Source organism: Planotetraspora sp. GP83 (assembly GCF_041262585.1).
Lineage (GTDB): Bacteria > Actinomycetota > Actinomycetes > Streptosporangiales > Streptosporangiaceae > JAOEGB01.
This window is the reverse complement of the sequence record NZ_JBGCBZ010000034.1, coordinates 49487-66622: the sequence shown is the minus strand read 5'-3', so window position 1 is coordinate 66622 and position 17136 is coordinate 49487. Positions and strand designations below refer to the sequence as shown.

General features: G+C 71.8%; 14 protein-coding genes. 10 read left to right on the top strand and 4 right to left on the bottom strand.

The genetic code is table 11. The features are described from left to right. Positions 1 to 643: 643 nt before the first annotated feature. Together ABH927_RS32040 and ABH927_RS32035 are read right to left on the bottom strand one after the other, a co-directional pair. Complete coding sequence (locus tag ABH927_RS32040) at positions 644 to 1657, bottom strand: LLM class F420-dependent oxidoreductase (RefSeq protein ID WP_370027832.1); 1014 nt, start codon at positions 1655 to 1657, stop codon at positions 644 to 646. Between the two features lie 41 nt (positions 1658 to 1698). Further along, positions 1699 to 2421: a FadR/GntR family transcriptional regulator gene (locus ABH927_RS32035; RefSeq protein WP_370027830.1), complete on the bottom strand. Its 723-nt coding sequence runs from the start codon at positions 2419 to 2421 to the stop codon at positions 1699 to 1701. A 90-nt stretch (positions 2422 to 2511) separates the two neighbouring features. Between ABH927_RS32035 and ABH927_RS32030 the strand changes: the two genes are divergently transcribed. Genes ABH927_RS32030 through ABH927_RS32020 form a run of 3 tightly spaced genes read left to right on the top strand, consistent with a single transcriptional unit; the run spans position 2512 to position 5329 of the window. Beyond that, on the top strand, positions 2512 to 3264 hold the full coding sequence (locus ABH927_RS32030; protein WP_370027828.1) for a (Fe-S)-binding protein: 753 nt from the start codon (positions 2512 to 2514) through the stop codon (positions 3262 to 3264). After that, a complete protein-coding gene (locus ABH927_RS32025) occupies positions 3261 to 4697 on the top strand; it encodes a lactate utilization protein B (protein ID WP_370027826.1) in 1437 nt (478 codons plus the stop codon). The genes ABH927_RS32030 and ABH927_RS32025 overlap by 4 nt, the downstream gene beginning before the upstream one ends. Further along, on the top strand, positions 4694 to 5329 hold the full coding sequence (locus ABH927_RS32020) for a lactate utilization protein C (protein WP_370027824.1): 636 nt from the start codon (positions 4694 to 4696) through the stop codon (positions 5327 to 5329). Before ABH927_RS32025 ends, ABH927_RS32020 begins: the two co-directional genes overlap by 4 nt. A gap of 26 nt (positions 5330 to 5355) precedes the next feature. Here the strand turns inward: ABH927_RS32020 and ABH927_RS32015 are convergent, their stop codons facing one another. Both ABH927_RS32015 and ABH927_RS32010 read right to left on the bottom strand, forming a co-directional pair. Next, a complete protein-coding gene (locus ABH927_RS32015) occupies positions 5356 to 6423 on the bottom strand; it encodes a Vms1/Ankzf1 family peptidyl-tRNA hydrolase (RefSeq protein WP_370027822.1) in 1068 nt (355 codons plus the stop codon). Positions 6424 to 6436: 13 nt separating this feature from the next. Next, positions 6437 to 6856, bottom strand: a complete 420-nt coding sequence (locus ABH927_RS32010; RefSeq protein ID WP_370027820.1) for a DUF2795 domain-containing protein — start codon at positions 6854 to 6856, stop codon at positions 6437 to 6439. Between the two features lie 134 nt (positions 6857 to 6990). Between ABH927_RS32010 and ABH927_RS32005 the strand changes: the two genes are divergently transcribed. The 7 genes from ABH927_RS32005 (at position 6991) to ABH927_RS31975 (ending at position 17104) form a co-directional block, all read left to right on the top strand. Beyond that, positions 6991 to 8070, top strand: coding sequence for a GNAT family N-acetyltransferase (locus ABH927_RS32005; RefSeq protein WP_370027818.1), 1080 nt, complete (start codon positions 6991 to 6993; stop codon positions 8068 to 8070). A 125-nt stretch (positions 8071 to 8195) separates the two neighbouring features. Further along, positions 8196 to 9248: a sirohydrochlorin chelatase gene (locus tag ABH927_RS32000; protein ID WP_370027816.1), complete on the top strand. Its 1053-nt coding sequence runs from the start codon at positions 8196 to 8198 to the stop codon at positions 9246 to 9248. Positions 9249 to 9259: 11 nt separating this feature from the next. Beyond that, positions 9260 to 10345 carry a nicotinate-nucleotide--dimethylbenzimidazole phosphoribosyltransferase gene (gene cobT, locus ABH927_RS31995; RefSeq protein ID WP_370027814.1) on the top strand — a complete coding sequence of 362 codons (1086 nt, stop codon included), beginning with the start codon at positions 9260 to 9262 and terminating at the stop codon, positions 10343 to 10345. Between the two features lie 125 nt (positions 10346 to 10470). Beyond that, positions 10471 to 11703, top strand: coding sequence for a uroporphyrinogen-III C-methyltransferase (gene cobA, locus ABH927_RS31990; RefSeq protein ID WP_370027812.1), 1233 nt, complete (start codon positions 10471 to 10473; stop codon positions 11701 to 11703). Then, positions 11700 to 14621: a GTPase gene (locus ABH927_RS31985; protein WP_370027810.1), complete on the top strand. Its 2922-nt coding sequence runs from the start codon at positions 11700 to 11702 to the stop codon at positions 14619 to 14621. The genes cobA and ABH927_RS31985 overlap by 4 nt, the downstream gene beginning before the upstream one ends. After that, a complete protein-coding gene (locus tag ABH927_RS31980) occupies positions 14618 to 16249 on the top strand; it encodes an ABC transporter (protein WP_370027808.1) in 1632 nt (543 codons plus the stop codon). Before ABH927_RS31985 ends, ABH927_RS31980 begins: the two co-directional genes overlap by 4 nt. Before the next feature lie 186 nt (positions 16250 to 16435). Further along, positions 16436 to 17104, top strand: a complete 669-nt coding sequence (locus ABH927_RS31975) for a single-stranded DNA-binding protein (protein WP_370027806.1) — start codon at positions 16436 to 16438, stop codon at positions 17102 to 17104. Positions 17105 to 17136: the final 32 nt, after the last annotated feature.

Below are 17136 nucleotides of genomic sequence, written 5' to 3'. Positions count from 1 at the left end.
CCAGGACCGGGCGCCATCCGCGCCAGCCCCTCAGGGATTCGCTGCCGTTCGACAATCACACGGTAAAACTACCAACCACCACCGACAAAAACGCTGGGTCGGGGTGGTGTGGAAAGAAGAAAACTCGCGAACGGATGGCAATTTGACGGACCGGTCTCGGCGCCTTGGATGTTGCAGTAACGCGGCCATCGACTTTCCGGCAATCTCGCAATATGTATGAAATGCCTTGTTTGGTACTTGCGCGGATTTTCTGGGAGATGCGTACCCCGACACGCGAGACGGTCAGCGAACAGAGAACCGGGAGGGCGCCTGCCAAGCGATCACTTGAGATCGGCGGGCGCAAGGGCGGGCCGCGCTGGCCATCCGCGCTGGCTGTCCACGCTGGCTGTCCGCGCTGGCTGTCCGCGCTGGCTGTCCGCGCTGGCTGTCCGCGCTGGCTGTCCGCGCTGGCCATCCGCGCTGGCTGTCCGCGCTGGCAGCCGGCGCGCAGCGATCCGCGACGAGCGGTTCGGTGACGACCGGCGGGTGCAAGAGCGGCCCGCGCTGGCGGTCGGCGAGTAGCGACCCCGCGACGATCGGCTGGCACCCAGCCACCAGCGCCCACCGGCGTCCAGCCACCAGCGCCCGGCCGGAGGGCGGTGGGTTAGCCGAGGACGAGGTCGCGGATGGCTTTCAAAGTGGGTTCGTCGCGGGGGCCCATGACGAGCAGGTTCGTGACGGGGCTCTTGCGCCAGAGCTCAAGCCGTTCCCGGATGCGGCCGAGCGGGCCGACCAGGGAGATGCCGTCGGCCAGCTCGTCCGGGATGGCGGCGAAGGCCTCGTCTTTGCGCCCGGCCAGATAGAGCGCCTGAATCTTCTCGGCATCCTCCGCGTAGCCCATCCGGCCGACGATGTCCGCGTGGAAGTTGCGGGTCTTGGCCCCCATGCCGCCGATGTAGAGCGTGAGCATCATCTTCGCCACGTTCAGCGCGGCCGGGACGTCGTCGGTGACCAGCACCATGACCATCGCGGCGATGTCGAAGCCGGGCGCCGCGCCCGCCAGGGCCTCGCCGTACATCGTCTGGATCTTCTCGGGGAAGGCGAACAGTGGCAGCCAGCCCTGGGCGATCTCGGCGGCGAGCGCGACGTTCTTGGGCCCCTCCGCGCCGAGATAGAGCGGAATTTCGGTCCTGAGCGGGTGGGTGATCAGCTTGAGCGGCTTGCCGAGGCTGTCGGGGAGCGGCAGGGGGTAGTGCGGGCCGGGGCTGGTCACGGGCTCCTCGCGGCGCCAGACCTTCCGCATGATCTCGACGTACTCGCGGGTCCTGGCAAGTGGCCGGGCGAACGGCTGGCCGTACCAGCCCTCGACGACCTGGGGTCCGGACGCGCCCACGCCGAGGAGGAGGCGCCCGCCGGTGAGGTGGTCGAGTGTCATCGCGGTCATCGCGGTGGTGACCGGGGGTCTCGCGGACAGTTGCGCGACGCTGGTGCCCAGTTTGATCGTCTTCGTCCGCGCGCCGTACCAGGCGAGCGGGGTGAAGGCGTCGCTGCCGTACGCCTCGGCCGTCCACACCGACTCGTAGCCGAGCCGTTCGGCCGCCTGGACCAGTTCGGTGGCGTCGTCGGCGTTCCGCTGCCAGTAACCGAGGTTCAGCCCGAGTCTCAAGTCATCAGCCACGGCCCCAAGTAGAACAGGTTCTAGCAAACCTCGCCAGACCTTCAGTCCGGCGGATAGGCGCGGGCGAGGTGGACGGCGATGGCCGAGACGGCGGTGGCGGCGTCGCCGTCCCTGATCGCGGCGTAGATCCTGCGGTGGTCGGCTTGCAGGTCACGGGTGTCGCCGAGCCGTACGACGGCGTCGATGGCGAAGCGCTGAACGGAGTCGCGCAGCGCCCGCATGATCGCGGAGGTGAGCCGGTTGCCGGACGCCTCGGTGATGGCGACATGGAAGGCGATGTCGTGCTCGACGAACTCCTCGGGACCGCTCGCGGCGTCCATGGCGGCGAGGGCGCGGGCCATCTCGTCGAGCCCGGTACGCGACCGGGCCGCGTGCTCGGCCGCCCACTGCTCGATCATCAGCCGCGTGTCGATGACCTCGCGCATGGACAGTGTGGCCAGGCCGAGGTTGAGCCGCAGCAGGCCGGTGAGCGCGCCACCGGGCCGCGAGGTCAGTACGGCTCCCGCGTCGGGACCCCGGCCCGCCTGGGACGACACCACTCCGAGGGTCTCCAGCACGCGCAGGGCCTCGCGGACCGACGAGCGGCTCACCTGGAGTTGCTCGGCGAGCTGTCGCTCGCCCGGGAGCCGGTCGCCGACGGTGAGCCCGTCGGCCGCGATCCATCCCTCGATCCGGGCGAGGACCTCCTCGAACGCCCGGGGGCGAGGCCGGCCCGACGCCCCCCGCCGTACGGTGCCGGGCTCGGGCCGGTCGTCGACGGTCATGCGTGGCCTCCTCGGCTCCCGTGGTGCGGACGGCGGCGTTCGATGTATGGTCTGACCATATTTGGTCTGACCATACACGCGGGAGGGCACGTGCGGGTCGCCCTGTTCATCACCTGTGTCAACGACACACTCTTTCCCGGCACCGGGCGGGCGGTCGTGAGGCTGCTCCGGCGGCTCGGCGTGGACGTCGAGTTCCCGGAGGCGCAGACCTGCTGCGGGCAGATGCACGTCAACACCGGTTACCGCGACGAGGGCGTACGGCTGGCACGGCATTTCGTGGACGTCTTCCGGGACTACGACGCGGTGGTGGTCCCGTCCGGCTCGTGCGCCGCGATGGTCCGGGAGCAGTACCCCCGCCTGGCCGGTATGGCGGCAGGCCCAGCAGGCCCGGCAGGTCCCGCAGGCCCGGCGACGCCCAAGGTCTACGACCTTTCCGAGTTCCTGATCGACGTGCTCGGCGTGACCGATGTCGGGGCCTATTTCCCGCACCGGGTCACATATCACCCGACGTGTCACTCGCTTCGCGGCCTCCACCTGGGAGACCGGCCCACCAGGCTGCTCGAGCAGGTAAGAGGTCTTGAGCTCGTCCCGCTGGCGGGCGCCGAGGAGTGCTGCGGCTTCGGCGGCACCTTCGCCGTGAAAAATCCGGATATATCGGCGGCGATGTGCGCGGACAAGGTCCGCAACGTCCTCGACACCGGCGCCGAAGTGCTCTGCGCGGCCGACAACTCGTGCCTGATGCACATCGGCGGCACCCTCCACCGGCAGAAGACGGGCATCAGGGTCATGCACCTCGCCGAGATCCTCGCCTCCACCGAGCACCGGCAGGGAGGCTCCCGATGAGCCGCACGTTTCTTGGAATGCCCGGGATCGCCCATCCCGGTAAGCGCGGGCAGAGCTTCCCCGATAACGCCGCGAGAGCCGTACAGAACTCGCAGCTCAGGTTCAACCTGCGCAAGGCGACGCGGACGATCCGGGCCAGGCGGGCGAGCGTCGTAAACGAGCTTCCCGACTGGGCGGAGCTCCGCCAGGCGGGCAAGGCGATCAAGGATCACACCCTCCGGAACCTCGGCACGTACCTCGTCCAGCTCGAAGAGGCCGTGACGAAGGCCGGCGGGCACGTCCACTGGGCCGCCGACGCCGACGAGGCCAACCGGATCGTCGCCGGACTCGTCAAGGCGACCGGCGAGACCGAGGTCGTCAAGGTCAAGTCGATGGCCACCCAGGAGATCGGGCTCAACGAGGCCCTGCTCAAGGAGGGCATCACCGCGTACGAGACGGACCTCGCCGAGCTGATCGTGCAGCTCGGGGACGACTGGCCCTCGCACATCCTGGTCCCCGCGATCCACCGCAACAGATCGGAGATCCGGGAGATCTTCGCGGACAACATGTCCGGCTGGGGCCGTCCCGCGCCGGACGACCTCACGGACGATCCCGCCGCGCTGGCCGAGGCCGCCCGGCTCCACCTGCGGGAGCGTTTCCTCGCCAGCAAGGTCGCGATCTCCGGGGCCAACTTCATGATCGCCGAGACCGGCACGCTGGTCGTCCTGGAATCCGAGGGCAACGGCCGGATGTGCCTGACCCTTCCAGAGACGCTGATCAGCGTGGTGGGGATCGAGAAGCTGCTGCCCACGTGGCGCGATCTGGAGGTGTTCCTGCAGCTTCTGCCGAGGAGCTCGACCGGCGAGCGGATGAACCCCTACACCTCGATGTGGACCGGCGCGACCGAGGGCCAGGACTTCCACCTCGTCCTTCTCGACAACGGGCGCACGGGCGTCCTCGCCGACGAGGTGGGGCGGCAGGCGCTGCGCTGCATCCGCTGCTCGGCGTGCCTCAACGTCTGCCCGGTGTACGAGCGGGCGGGCGGGCACGCGTACGGATCGGTCTATCCCGGGCCGATCGGGGCGATCCTCACGCCGCTGCTGCGCGGCATGGAGTCGGAGCTCGACCGGTCCCTGCCGTACGCCTCCTCGCTGTGCGGCGCGTGCTACGAGGTCTGCCCTGTGGCCATCGACATCCCGTCGGTGCTGGTGGAGCTGCGCGCCCGGGCCCGTCACCCGTGGACGGAGCGCGCCGGGATGGCGGCGGCCGGGTGGGTCTTCAACCGATCGGGACGGCTCGCGCGCCTCCAGCGGATCGGCGGCCAGATGCGCACGCTGGTGCCCAAGCGGCTGCCCGGTCCCCTGTCGGGCTGGACGGACACCCGCGATCTCCCGAGAGTCCCCAAGGAATCGTTCCGGGACTGGTGGAACCGCACGGACGGAGGCTCCCGATGAGCTCGCGCGACCTGATCCTCGCCCGCGTCCGCGCCGCCGTCCGGGGCGTTCCCGACGTCGAGGTGCCTCGCGCCTATCGCAGTACGGTTCCCAGTACGGCCTCCGCCGCCGGAGGGGCCGAAGGGCTCGTGGAGCTGTTCGCGGAGCGGGTCCGGGACTACAAGGCCGTCGTCCACGTCGTGGGGGAGCCGGAGGTCCCGGCGCTCATCGCCCGGTCGGTGGCCGAGCGCCACGCCCGGCGGCTGGTCGTGCCCGGCGGCTTCCCGGCCTCGTGGCTGGAGCAGCCGGAGATCGAGCAGGTCACCGACGAGCCCAGGCTCGGCGCGGCCGACCTGGACGCGGTGGACGGCGTCCTCACCATGTGCGCGGTGGCGATCGCGGAGACCGGGACGATCGTGCTCGACGCGGGGCCGGGTCAGGGACGGCGGGCGCTGACGCTCGTGCCGGACTACCACCTGTGCCTCGTGCGGGCGGACCAGATCGTCGCGGGCGTGCCGGACGCCGTCGTCCGGCTCGACCCGGTGAGGCCGCTGACCTGGATCAGCGGCCCCTCCGCCACGAGCGACATCGAGCTCAACCGGGTCGAGGGCGTCCACGGCCCCCGCACGCTCGAGGTCGTGATCATCACCTGAGCCGAGCACCGGCCCGCCGGTCCCGGTCAGAACCGGAGGACGGCTCCGACGCCGTCGGGCGAGTCGATCTCCGAGACGAACCAGATCTCGCCGTCCGTCGCGGCGACCGCGCGGGCGAGAGCGGCGTCGGCCCGCTCCTCGACCGGCTGCTCGACACCCCAGTCGGCGAGCTCGGCTCTGTCGGTGGACAGCTGGGCCGCTTCCGGGCCGACCCACATCGTGGCGGTGGACGAGGGGTCGTCCTTCAGCAGCACCGTGCGCACCCGCGTGTCCCGGAGGGCCCTGGCCGTCTCCTGGAGGCCCGTCGCCGACGGGCCCGCCGCGTAGGCGTCGAGCAGTTCCGCCCGGCGCCGGTCGGCCCACGCGCGGAGGGCCCGGTCCACCTCCGCCTGGAACGGCTGCGGAGCGGCCCCCGGAGCGCGGCTGCCGTGCTCGGCGACCGTCACCCGCTTCGCGCTGTCCTTGCTGAGGTACTCCATGACGAGCCCGCGCGCCTTGGGGTCACCGGCGAGGACGATGACCTCGGCGCCCAGGCCGTGCGCCTCTTTGTCGACGACCTCGGCGGTCGCGGCCGCGTTGCGACGCCAGGTCTCCTCGACGTCGCGCTCGAAGCGATACTGGGCCCAGCCGCCCTCGCCGGTCTTCTGGATGGGCCAGTCCGCGGCCTCGACCACCAGTTCGCGCGTGGGACCCTCCGCGACGATGGTCACGTCGGCCCCGGCGTGGTCGGCCAGCACCTCGATGTGCGGCACCCGCTCCCCGCGCTGCGCGAGCAGCGGCACCACGTGGGGGAGCGGTGACCAGCGCGCGGTCTCCCGGCGCGGAGACGCGGTCAGGGGCTCGGTGAGGACCACCTCCCGGCCTTCGGCGAACACCGCCCTGCCGGGCGCGGCCTCGGCGGGGTCGAGGACCAGCTCCCCGATGGGGTCGAGGACGCCGGACGGGGACCCGGCCTGGGCGAGCCGCTGTCTGAGGCGGGCCCAGCGCCGCTGGACGACGTTGGACGCCCCCTCCTTGGAGCGGTCGGTGTCGAGGTAGACCGAGGCGAACGGGCCCGCGCGCCGGTACATCGGCCGGATGAAGTCGAGTCTCACCGGTCGCCTCCCTTCACCAGCGCCGGCGTTCCACCCCAAGACCGAGGGCCTCGGCGACCTCGCCGACGTTGTGGAACTTCAGGTCGGGCAGTTGCCGTACCGCCTCGAGGACGGCGTCGGGAGCGTTCTTGCGCTCGGCGTGGGCCAGAAGTCCGTCGGGACTGGCCGGATAACGGGCGTCGCTCAGCCATTTCGCGAGGTTGCTGCGGCGTTCGACGTCGGCCGGCGTGATGCCGATGGGGGTGCCGGGCTCACGGCCGGGCGGCTGCCGCCTCCCCGGCGACAGGTCGTCCTCGGGCCGCTGCGTGGGCTCGGGCTCCTTCCACTCCTGCGCGTGGGTCGTCCCGGCGCCGCGCACCAGGCCTGCGGTCTCGTGCTTCTGCTCCTCGTCGAGGCGGGGGCCGTGCTTGGCACTGCCGCGTTGGATACTCATGACCTCACCTCCCGATTAGGGTCATGAGGTGGCTCGTACCCGGCCCCCTTGCCCCAAACATCGGCGCGGGCCGGTTTCGGGCCGCACCTGACCTCTCTCAGGCGAAAGATCCGCTTATTTACTGGAGTGACGCTGTGTTCGACGAGCGGCTGACGATCAACACCGAGCGGCTGGTGCTCCGGCCGTTCGGCCCCGGGGACGCCGGTCAGGTGCGCGCGATCATCGCCGAGGGCGCCCACTCGACCGCCCTGCCACCGGGAGCCCCCGGCCACCCGCTGGGGATCGCGCAGTGGCTCTCCCAGGGCGTCCACGACTTGTGGCGCTCGGGCCAGGGTGTCCACCTCGCCATGGAAGCGCGCGGCGCCGTCGTGGGCGCGATCAGCCTGTTCAAGACGCAGTGGGGCTCCGGCACGTCCGAGGTCGGGTACGGCGTGCATCCGGCGCACAGGAGACGCGGCTACGCGACGGAGGCCGTCCGCGGGCTCGCCGGGCGGCTTCTCGGGGAGGGGGTGTTACGCCGGATCGAGCTGCGGGCCAACGCGGACAACGTGGCCTCCATCCGCGTCGCCGAGAAGGCCGGCTTCACCCGGGAGGGCCTGCTCCGGGGCGCCGGATTCGAGGACGACGGGCCTCACGACCTGGTGGTCTTCGGCATGCTGCGCGGCGACAGCCGTACCGGGATGGAGCACGGCCTGGAGAGCGACCGCCTGATCCTGCGGCGGTTCGTCAGGCGGGACGCGTTCGACCTGCTGGCGGCCGTCAGGGACGACGCGGAGATCGCCCGCTGGATGCCCTGGGCGAACGGGTACACGCTGGAGCGCGCGATCGACTGGTGCACCCGGATCGCGCACTCCGGAGGCTCGGTCCTGGGCAACTTCGCGCTCGAGCCGCGCGAGGGCGGGCGGCTCGCGGGGGCCATAGGCGTGCAGCGCGAGGATCACGAGCGTGGGGACGTCGAGGTGGGGTACTGGATCTCGCCGTGGGCCCGTCGCCAGGGGTACGCCGTGGAGGCCACGCGGACCGTCACCGCGCAGCTGTTCGAGGTGGGGTTCCACCGTGTCCATCTGCTCGTCGCGACCGGTAACCACGCCAGCCAGGCGGTGGCGCGGCGGGCCGGGTTCATCGAGGAGGGCATCCTGCGGCAGGCCCTTCCGGTGCCCGGCGGGCGGGCCGACGCCGTACTGTTCAGCGTGCTAAACGGGGAAATCTCATGACAAAAGGTAAAGAATTGCCCTACTGCCTGGGCGATCGGTCAAGCGCGGCCCATGATTGGCCCCTGGGGGCTTTCCGGCGAAACCGGATCACGTACCCGCAGGTCAAGGCATGGGAGATCAGCTAGATGAAACCGCCGCTGCTGCTCATCGGACATGGCACCCACGATGAGACCGGCGTGGCCGAGTTCGGCAGGTTCGTTCACCGTCTCCGCTGCCGCCTCGACGGCCTCCCCGCGGAGGTCAGCGGGGGCTTCATCACGAACGCGCGCCCGGCGCTCGGCGACTCCATCGCCTCCCTCGTCGCCCGCGGGCACCACCACCTGATCGCCGTGCCGCTGAGCCTCACCGGCGACCGGCAGGCGCTCGGCGACGTGCCCGGCACGATGGCGCTGGAGCAGGAGCGCCATCCCACGCTCGAATACGACCTCGGCCGGCCCCTCGGTCCCGACCCGCGCGTGCTGCGGCTGCTCGCGGAACGGCTCGCCGACGCGCGCGCGGAGATGCCGAGGCTCGTGACGGACGAGCCCCCGGAGCTCATCGGCCCGGCCGAGACCGCCGTGGTCCTGGTCGGTCACGGCTCGGCAGACCCCGCCGTGAACGCCGAGGTCCACCGCGTCTCCCGGCTGTTCTGGGAGACCCACGCCGGCGAGCTGCTCACCGTGGAGACGGCCTACGTCTCCCACAGCCGCCCGGGCGTCCCCGGCGGGCTGGAGCGCTGCCGCCGGCTCGGCGCCAAGCGCGTGATCGTCCTTCCGTACGTCCTGTTCGCCGGGGCCGTCCTGGAGCGGATCTGGGCGCAGGCGCTGGCCTACGCGGCCAACCACGAGGGCCTGGACGTCCGGTGCGCGGAGGTCATCGGCGACTGCGAGGGCCTGGCCGACGTCGTCATCGACCGGTACGAGGAGGCGCTGGCCGGCACGGGCGAGCCGCCCGCGCGCCACGGCTACCAGAGCGTCCTCGGCATCCAGCCGCCTCCCCGGCCGGAGCCCCGCCTCGCGCTGTCCCCGGCCCTCGCCCCTGGCATCGACGTGGAGCTGGATGGCGAGCTGGATGGGGAGCTCGACGCGGAACTGGACGCGGAGTTGGACGCCGAGCTTGACGCGGGACTGAATGCCGGGCTGGATGGGGGCCTCGACGCCGGAATTGACGCCGGGCCAGGGGTGCCCAGCGCCGTCTGAAGGAGTGGTCCATGACGCTGCTTGACGAGACCATCGCGGCCATCCGCCCGGTGGACCCGGTCGCGATGGCCGAGGCACGGGCCCACCAGGACCGGCTCACCAAGCCACGCGGCGCGCTCGGCGTGCTCGAAGACGTGGCGGTACGGCTGGCCGGGGTCGCGGGCGTCTGCCCGCCGCCGCTGCCCGCGCCCGCCGCGCTCGCGATCTTCGCCGCCGACCACGGAGTGCACGCCCAGGGCGTCACCCCGTGGCCGCAGGAGGTCACCGCGCAGATGGTGGCCAACTTCGCCGCGGGGGGAGCGGTCGCCAACGCGTTCGCCACCCAGGTCGGCGCCTCGGTGACCGTCGTCGACGTCGGCGTGGCCGCCGACCTGCCCGCCGCCCCCGGCCTGATCTCCCGCAAGGTCGCGTACGGCACGGCCGACCTGTCCCAGGGGCCCGCGATGACGCCGGAGCAGGCGGTCGAGGCCCTCCGCGCCGGGATCGAGGTCGCCCGAGGCCTGATCGGGAGAGGCGATCGCTGTCTGATCACCGGCGACATGGGCATCGCCAACACCACGGCCTCGGCGGCCCTGATCTGCGCCTTCACGGGCCACGACCCCGCCGCGGCCACCGGGCGCGGCACCGGCGTCGACGACGAGACGCACCGGCACAAGATCGAGATCGTTCGCCAGGCGCTCCGGATCAACGCGCTCGCGGAGGCGGGAGCCGTACAGGATGGGCCGGAGGCCGCCCTCCGGGTGCTCGCGGCGGTCGGCGGGTTCGAGCACGCGGCGATCGCCGGGTTCGTCCTCGGCGCGGCGGCGGCGCGGGTCCCCGTCATCCTCGACGGCGTGATCGCCGGATCGGCGGCTCTGGCGGCAGCCGCGCTGGCTCCCGACGCGGTCGGCTACTGCGTCGCGGGGCACCGCTCGGCCGAGCCCGGCCACGCGCTGGCGCTGTCCCACCTCGGCCTGCGTCCCCTCGTCGACCTGGAGCTTCGCCTCGGCGAGGGCACCGGCGGCCTGCTCGCCCACCCCCTGGTCAGCGCCGCGGCGCGGGTCATGCACGAGGTCGCGACCTTCGACGCCGCGGGCGTGGCGGACAAGGAGTCCTGACCCCCGGCTTCGCCGAAACCCTCGGATCGAGGTGGATAAGTCTCGTCTGGTGGGTGCCATCACAGGTCAACAGGTAGGTTTGCCTCCTAACAGAGCACGCTTGACGCATTAGGGAGACTGGGGTCATGGCGCCCTACCTGCTCGGCCTCCGCCTCCACGGGAGACGGGTCCTCGTCGTCGGCGGCGGACGCGTCGCTCAGCGGCGGGTTCCCGCGCTGCTCGACGCGGGAGCGTCGGTCACTCTGGTCTCTCCCAGCGTCACCCCGGCGCTCGACGATCTGATCGCCGACGGCCGGGTGACGTGGGAGCGGCGGCCCTACCAGGTCGGTGACTGCGACGGCGCCTGGCTGGTCCACGCCTGCACCAGTCACCGCGAGGTGAACACGGCAATCGCCGCCGAGGCCGACGCGAAGCGGATCTGGTGCGTACGGGCCGACGACAAGGAGGCCTCGGCGGCCTGGACGCCCGCGAGCGGCCGGGTCGACGAGATCAGCGTCGCCGTCACCGCCGGAGGCGACCCCCGCAGGGCCGCCGGGATCCGCGACGCCGTCGTCGGCGCGCTGCGCGACGGCACCGTGGACGCCCGCCGCCACCGCACCAAGCCGGTCGGCGTCGCGCTCGTCGGCGGCGGCCCAGGGGATCCAGGCCTCATCACCGTCAGGGGCCGCCAGTTGCTGGCGCAGGCCGACGTGGTCGTGGCCGACCGCCTCGCACCCCGCGCCCTGCTCGACGAGCTGCCCTCCGACGTCGAGCTGATCGACGCCGCGAAGATCCCTTACGGTCGCGCGCTCGCCCAGGATAAGATCAACGAGCTGCTCATCGAGCACGCCCGTCAGGGCAAGTTCGTGGTGCGGCTCAAGGGGGGCGACCCGTTCGTCTTCGGCCGTGGTGGCGAGGAGATGATCGCGTGCGCGCAGGCGGGCATCCCGGTGACCGTGGTCCCGGGCATCACCAGCGCGGTCGCCGTCCCAGCGGCCGCCGGCGTCCCGGTCACCCATCGGGGAGTGAGCCAGGAGTTCCATGTGATCTCGGTACACGTGGCGCCCGGGGATCCCAGATCCACGGTCGACTGGCGTGGGCTGGCGAGATCACAGGGGACCCTGATATTCCTGATGGGCGTTGAGCGGGTGGCGGAGATCGCCGAAACCCTGATTCGCGACGGACGTTCCCCAGAAACTCCCGTAATGGTGGTACAGGACGGTACTCTTCCGACCCAGCGGGCTGTCGCCGCCACGCTGTCCACGGTGGCCGAACGGATGACCGCGGCCGGGGTACGGCCCCCGGCCATCGTGATCGTCGGTGAGGTCGTCAGAGTCGGCCAGGAGATCGAAATGGTGCGAGCGGAGCGGGTCCCGTGAAATCGGCTGCCAGGAAGACTCCCGTCCCCAAGCCCGCCAAGCCGTCCGGCGACGCCGCAACCGAGGAGCCGGCCATCGACGAGCACCCGGAGACGCCGGGGGAGCAGACGATCGCGTTCCGTCCCATTCGTGACGACGATCCCGCCCCTCAGCCCGCGTCCGAGTCCACCGCGGAGAACTCCGCCGAAGCCGTTGCCCGGACCGCTCACCAGCCGTCCAAGGGAAAGGCGGCGCAGTCTTCAGCCGGAGGCGTGACCGGCGGCGACGAGTCGTCTGAGCAGTCTCAGGCGTTCGACCCGTTCCGGCCGTTCCAGCCGCCGGCTCCCCCCGCCACGGCCGGGAGGGCCCCCCGGAAGGGCGGATCCTCGGCGGGCGCATCGGAGGGCGAAGAGCTGTCCGAGCCGTCCGAGTCGTCGAAGCCGTCTGAGCGGTTCGACGCGTTCGACCCTTTCCAGCCGCCGGCTCCCGCCGCCTCGGCCGGGAGGGGTTCCCGGAAAGGCGGATCCGAGGGCTCGGACGCGTCTGAGGCCGCGGGCCCAGCCGAGGCGGCGGACCAATCCGAGGACGCTGGGCCGTCGGAGCAGTTCGCGGCTTTCGACCCTTTCCAGCCCTTCCAGTCGCCGACTCATGCCGCTCCGCGCGCCCGTGGTACCCGCAAGCGCGGGCCCTTCGCTCAGGTCCCGGGTGAGCCGGCGAACGCGGAGCCGGAGCCGGTGAACGTCGAAGCGGCGGTCGTTGAGACGGCGGGTCCTGAGGTGGCGGGCGGCCCCGATGGCGAAGAGTCATCGGAGCAGTTCACCCCGTTTGATCCGTTCCAGCGACCCGTCCCGAACCGCCCGAACGGCGGTGAGCACGCCGACCGTGCCGTCGACCGGGCAGCTGACCACGCCGCGATCGACGACGTCCCGGCCGGTCTCGCGGACACGGATCCGGATGACGCCGTATGGTCCGATGACGCCCCGGCGTACGACGCCCCTTCGGACGACGAGTCTGCGGACGACCGGCCCGCGCACGAGGGCACTGCCGACGACGTGGATGACGGCGCAGCCGACGATGAGGCCGATGCCGAGCCGCCCGCGGAGCGTCCGGCCGTACAGCCCGAGGCGTCGGAGCCCGAGGCCGACGCGGACGCCGACGCGGACGCCGAGGCCGACCGGGAGCCGGGTGGGGCCGAGGGCGAGGGGGACGGCGGCGAGGCGGGCGTCCATGACGAGCTCCCGGCGGGTGGGCGGGTTCAGGAGGTGCCGCTGCCCGAGCCGGTCTCCGGGGCGCTGACGGGTGTGCTGCGGCAGCTCCGCGTGGCGGTCAAGGGCCTGCACTTCGGGCTCGACGTGCCGGGCGCCGATGAGGCGCGCAAGGCGCAGAACGCCGTCCTGGCTCAGCTCGACGACTACGTGATCCCGCGCGTGCGCATGAGCACGGCCCCGGCATTGATCGTCGTGGCCGGTTCCACCGGCGCGGGCAAGTCGACTCTGGTCAACACGCTGGCAGCGCAGAACGTCACCGCGACCGGCGTGCGCCGCCCGACCACCGCGACCCCCGTGCTCGCCTGCCACCCCGACGACCACGAGTGGTTCTCCAAGGGCGACCTGCTGGGCGGCCTCACCAGGGTGGAGCGGGCCGACAAGGACACCGGCCCGGACAGCGTCGTGCTCGTCCAGACGCAGCGGCTGCCCCAGGGCGTCGCGCTGCTCGACACGCCGGACATCGACTCCGTCGTCGAGGAGCACCACGAGATCGCCTATCGGCTGCTGGACGCGGCCGACCTGTGGGTGTTCGTGACGACCGCCGCCCGCTACGCCGACGCGCCGTCGTGGGGGCTGCTGCGCCGCGCCAAGGAGCGCGGAGCGCGCCTGGTGATCGTGCTGTCCCGGGTGCCCGCGAAGTCACGCGACGTCATCGTGAAGCACTTCGGCCGCATGCTCGACGAGTACGGCATGGGCGACGTCGAGCGTTTCGTAATCAACGAGACGACCGTGCGTGAGGGACGGCTCAGCGACACCGAGGTCACCGAGCTGCGGATGTGGCTGGCCGAGCTCTCCGTCGACGATCAGCGGCGCTCGGCGGCGGTGCAGGCCACCCTGAACGGCGTGCTGAACAGCTTCAAGATCCGGCTGCCCGCGCTGGCCAGGCATCTGGAGACCCAGGTGGCGCTCCGGGCCGACCTGCGCTCCGACGTGGACGCCGCCTACATGGGCGCGCTCGCCGAGATCGACGAGGCGACCAGGAACGGCTCGCTGCTCAGGGGTGAGGTGCTGGCCCGCTGGCAGGACTTCGCGGGCTCGGGCGACCTCATGCGCACGCTCCAGCTTCGCCGCGGCGGCAAGGCTCAGCATCAGGGGCCCGAGCGGCTGCGTGCCCTCAAGTCGGCCCTGCGTACGGCGCTGGAATCCGTGATCACCTCGGCGGCCCAGCGGGCGGCGGAGGAGGTCGTGACCCGGTGGCGGGCGCGGGCGGGCGCCGGTGACCGCCTCGCCGCGACTCCCGGGCTCGGCCGCCCGTCAGACGAGATCATTCGGAGGACCGCCCGGACCATCACCGCCTGGCAGGACCACGTGACCGAGCTGATCAGGACCGAGGGCGTGACCAAGCGGTCGGTCGCCAGGCTCGTCTCGTTCGACGTGGAATCGCTGTCCCTGATCTTCACGGTGGGCCTGCTCGGCTACGGGACCACGGACGTGTCGGTGGACTCGGGCAACAGCGCGCTGCCCCAGCGGTTGTTACGAGGTCTGCTCGGTGCGGAGTCCCTGCGCAGCATCAGCGCCAAGGCGCGCAGCGACCTGCGGGCGCGGATCGGCCTGCTGTTCGACGAGGAGACGCTCCGCTACGTGGACGCGCTGGACAGCGCCGGGATCCCGGACGAGGCCGCCGCCACCCGGCTGTACCAGGCAACGTACAACCTCGAGGTCGCGCGATGAGCACTGTCAGCACCGCCGAGACGCAGCACGGGCTGGGGTCCCGGCTCGCCGCTCTCGCCAGGATCGTGAACGTCGGCCAGGGCCGGGCCGACCCGGAGCTGCTCACCGAGGCCGCCCAGCTGCTGCTGCGAGCGGGGGACCGGCTCAAGCTCTCCCCGAACCACACGGTCGTGGCTCTGGCGGGCGGCACCGGCAGCGGCAAGTCGTCGCTGTTCAACTCCATCTCGGGGCTGGAGCTGTCCCCGATCGGGGTGCGCCGCCCGACCACCGCGCGCACCCACGCCTGCGTGTGGGGGCTGGAGGGCGCCGCTCCGCTGCTCGACTGGCTGCAGATCCAGTGGCGGCACCGCTTCGCCCGCGCGAGCGCGCTCGACAAGGGCGAGAGCCAGCTTCACGGGCTCATCCTGCTCGACCTGCCCGACCACGACTCGATCCGGGCCCTGACGGACCCCGAGGCCAACCGGCTGATCCAGGTCGCCGACCTGATCGTGTGGGTGCTCGACCCGCAGAAGTACGCCGACGCCTCCGTGCACCGGCGCTATGTGACCGATCTGGCCGGGCACGACGCGGTGACGGTCTTCGTGCTCAACCAGGCCGACCGGCTCAGCCCGGAGGAGCAGGCCGAGTGCGTGGCCGACCTGGAGGACCTGCTGAAGCGGGAAGGGGTCGCCTACCCCCGGGTGGTCGCCACGTCCGCGACCACGGGCAAGGGCGTCGACAGCCTCAAGGCCGTGCTCGCCGAGTCGGTCTCCGCTGGCCGGGCCGCCTCCCAGCGCCTGGAAGCCGACCTCGACCGGCTCATGCTCCGCCTGGCGGAGGACATGCCTGAGGTCCTGCACGTGGATCCGGCGGTGGACGGCGCCCGCCGGGCGGGGCTCACCGACGCCCTCTGCGACGCGGTGGGCGTGTCGGCCCTCGGAGAGGCCATGGAGAACGTCTACGGCGTGCGTTCCGTCGACTGGGTCGGCTGGCCGTACGCCCGGTGGGCCGCGAAGCTGCGGCCCGACCCGCTGAGCAGCCTGCGTCTTGGCGCGGTGAAGGACGAGATCCGCAGCCTCGTGGGCAGCGCGGTGAGCGCCCAGCCGGCCGAGGTGGACAACGCCGTGCAGGCTCTGGCCGACGGTCTCACGGGGAGCATGCCGGAGGTCTGGCAGAGCGGCGTGCGCGAGGCGGCGCGGTCGCGGTCGGCGGATCTGCCCAAGGCGCTGTCCGACGAGCTCGCCAAGGTCGCTCCGCCTCTTGACCGGGTGCCGGGCTGGTGGTGGCTGCTGAAGGTCTGGCAGTACCTCCTCGTCGCGATGTTCGTGGCCGGGCTCGCCTGGGTGGGCTCGATCCTGGCTTACGGAGTCTTCAAGGCCGGCAAGCCTCCGGCCGAGATCCTCGGCGACGTCGCCGCTCTTCCGTGGCTGGGGCTGATGATGGTCAGCGTCCTCGGCCTGGGCCTTCTGTCGGCGGTGGCCAGCCGGAACTTCGTCGTGCTCGGCGCGGGCAACGAGCGGGACCGCCTGGAGCGGGACATGCGGCGTCGGGTGGGCACCGTCGCCCAGGAGATGGTCGTGGAGCCCGTGGAGCGGGAGTTGCAGCGCTACAACGAGTTCTTCGGCGCGATGGCCACGGCGAGGCGTTAGCCGCGCCGGACGTCCTCTGGCGCTGGGCGTCAGTGGCAGCCGGGCGTCGGTTCCCACCGGGCGTCGATGGGCCCGTCCACAGAGATTCAGCCGTCCACAGAAAGCGGTTCGGTGGCTCGGGGGCCGGTGGTCCCGGGCCACTGTGTCCTCCGAGTCCGGCGAATGCCCGGGCCTGGGAGGCACTTCATGAGCGACATCTATGTCACGCTGAGCGGGAACGTCACCGACGACCCCCGGCAGTACCAGTTCAAGGACGGCTCCCGCGTCACGTCGATGCGGATGGCCGTCAACCGGCGGGTCCTCGACCAGCAGACCAACACCTGGCAGACGAGGGACACGACCTACTACACGGTCCGCTGCTACCGGGGCCTGGCCGACAACGTGCACCAGTCGGTCAGCAAGGGCCAGCCGGTCGTCGTGTACGGCAGGCTGCGGATCAAACAGTTCGAGCGCGACGGCGAACAGCGGTTCTGGGCCGAGATCGAGGCCAACTCCGTGGGTCACGACCTGAAGTGGGGCATCGCCACGTTCGAGAAGCCGCTCCGGTCCTACTCGGGCGCCGGGCCGAGCGACGATGAGCGGCAGGGCATGGAGAACACCACGCGGGAGTGGGAGCTGGCGACCACCGGGATGCCGAGAGCCGTGGGAAGCGGCTTGCGGGCCATCGAAGGTGGCGGGGAAGGTGGCGGGGAACGCGGCGGGGACGGCCTCGCGGATCCCTTCGGGGAGACCCGGACGACCGTGAACGCCGGAACCGGCGCGGAAACCGGCGCCGAAGCCGGGGCGGGAAACGACGCGTATGAGGACGAGGAGACGGACGACGCTCCCTGGCCCACGGGTGCTATGGCGGCCTGACGACCTGACCTGGGGGCGCGCGGCCCTGGGAG

Coding starts and splice junctions, on each gene's coding strand:
- ABH927_RS32035 (WP_370027830.1), bottom strand. CDS start 2,421: ATGACCGTCGACGACCGGCCCGAGCCCGGCACCGTACGGCGGGGGGCG.
- ABH927_RS32025 (WP_370027826.1), top strand. CDS start 3,261: ATGAGCCGCACGTTTCTTGGAATGCCCGGGATCGCCCATCCCGGTAAG.
- ABH927_RS32020 (WP_370027824.1), top strand. CDS start 4,694: ATGAGCTCGCGCGACCTGATCCTCGCCCGCGTCCGCGCCGCCGTCCGG.
- ABH927_RS32010 (WP_370027820.1), bottom strand. CDS start 6,856: ATGAGTATCCAACGCGGCAGTGCCAAGCACGGCCCCCGCCTCGACGAG.
- ABH927_RS32000 (WP_370027816.1), top strand. CDS start 8,196: ATGAAACCGCCGCTGCTGCTCATCGGACATGGCACCCACGATGAGACC.
- cobT (WP_370027814.1), top strand. CDS start 9,260: ATGACGCTGCTTGACGAGACCATCGCGGCCATCCGCCCGGTGGACCCG.
- cobA (WP_370027812.1), top strand. CDS start 10,471: ATGGCGCCCTACCTGCTCGGCCTCCGCCTCCACGGGAGACGGGTCCTC.
- ABH927_RS31980 (WP_370027808.1), top strand. CDS start 14,618: ATGAGCACTGTCAGCACCGCCGAGACGCAGCACGGGCTGGGGTCCCGG.
- ABH927_RS31975 (WP_370027806.1), top strand. CDS start 16,436: ATGAGCGACATCTATGTCACGCTGAGCGGGAACGTCACCGACGACCCC.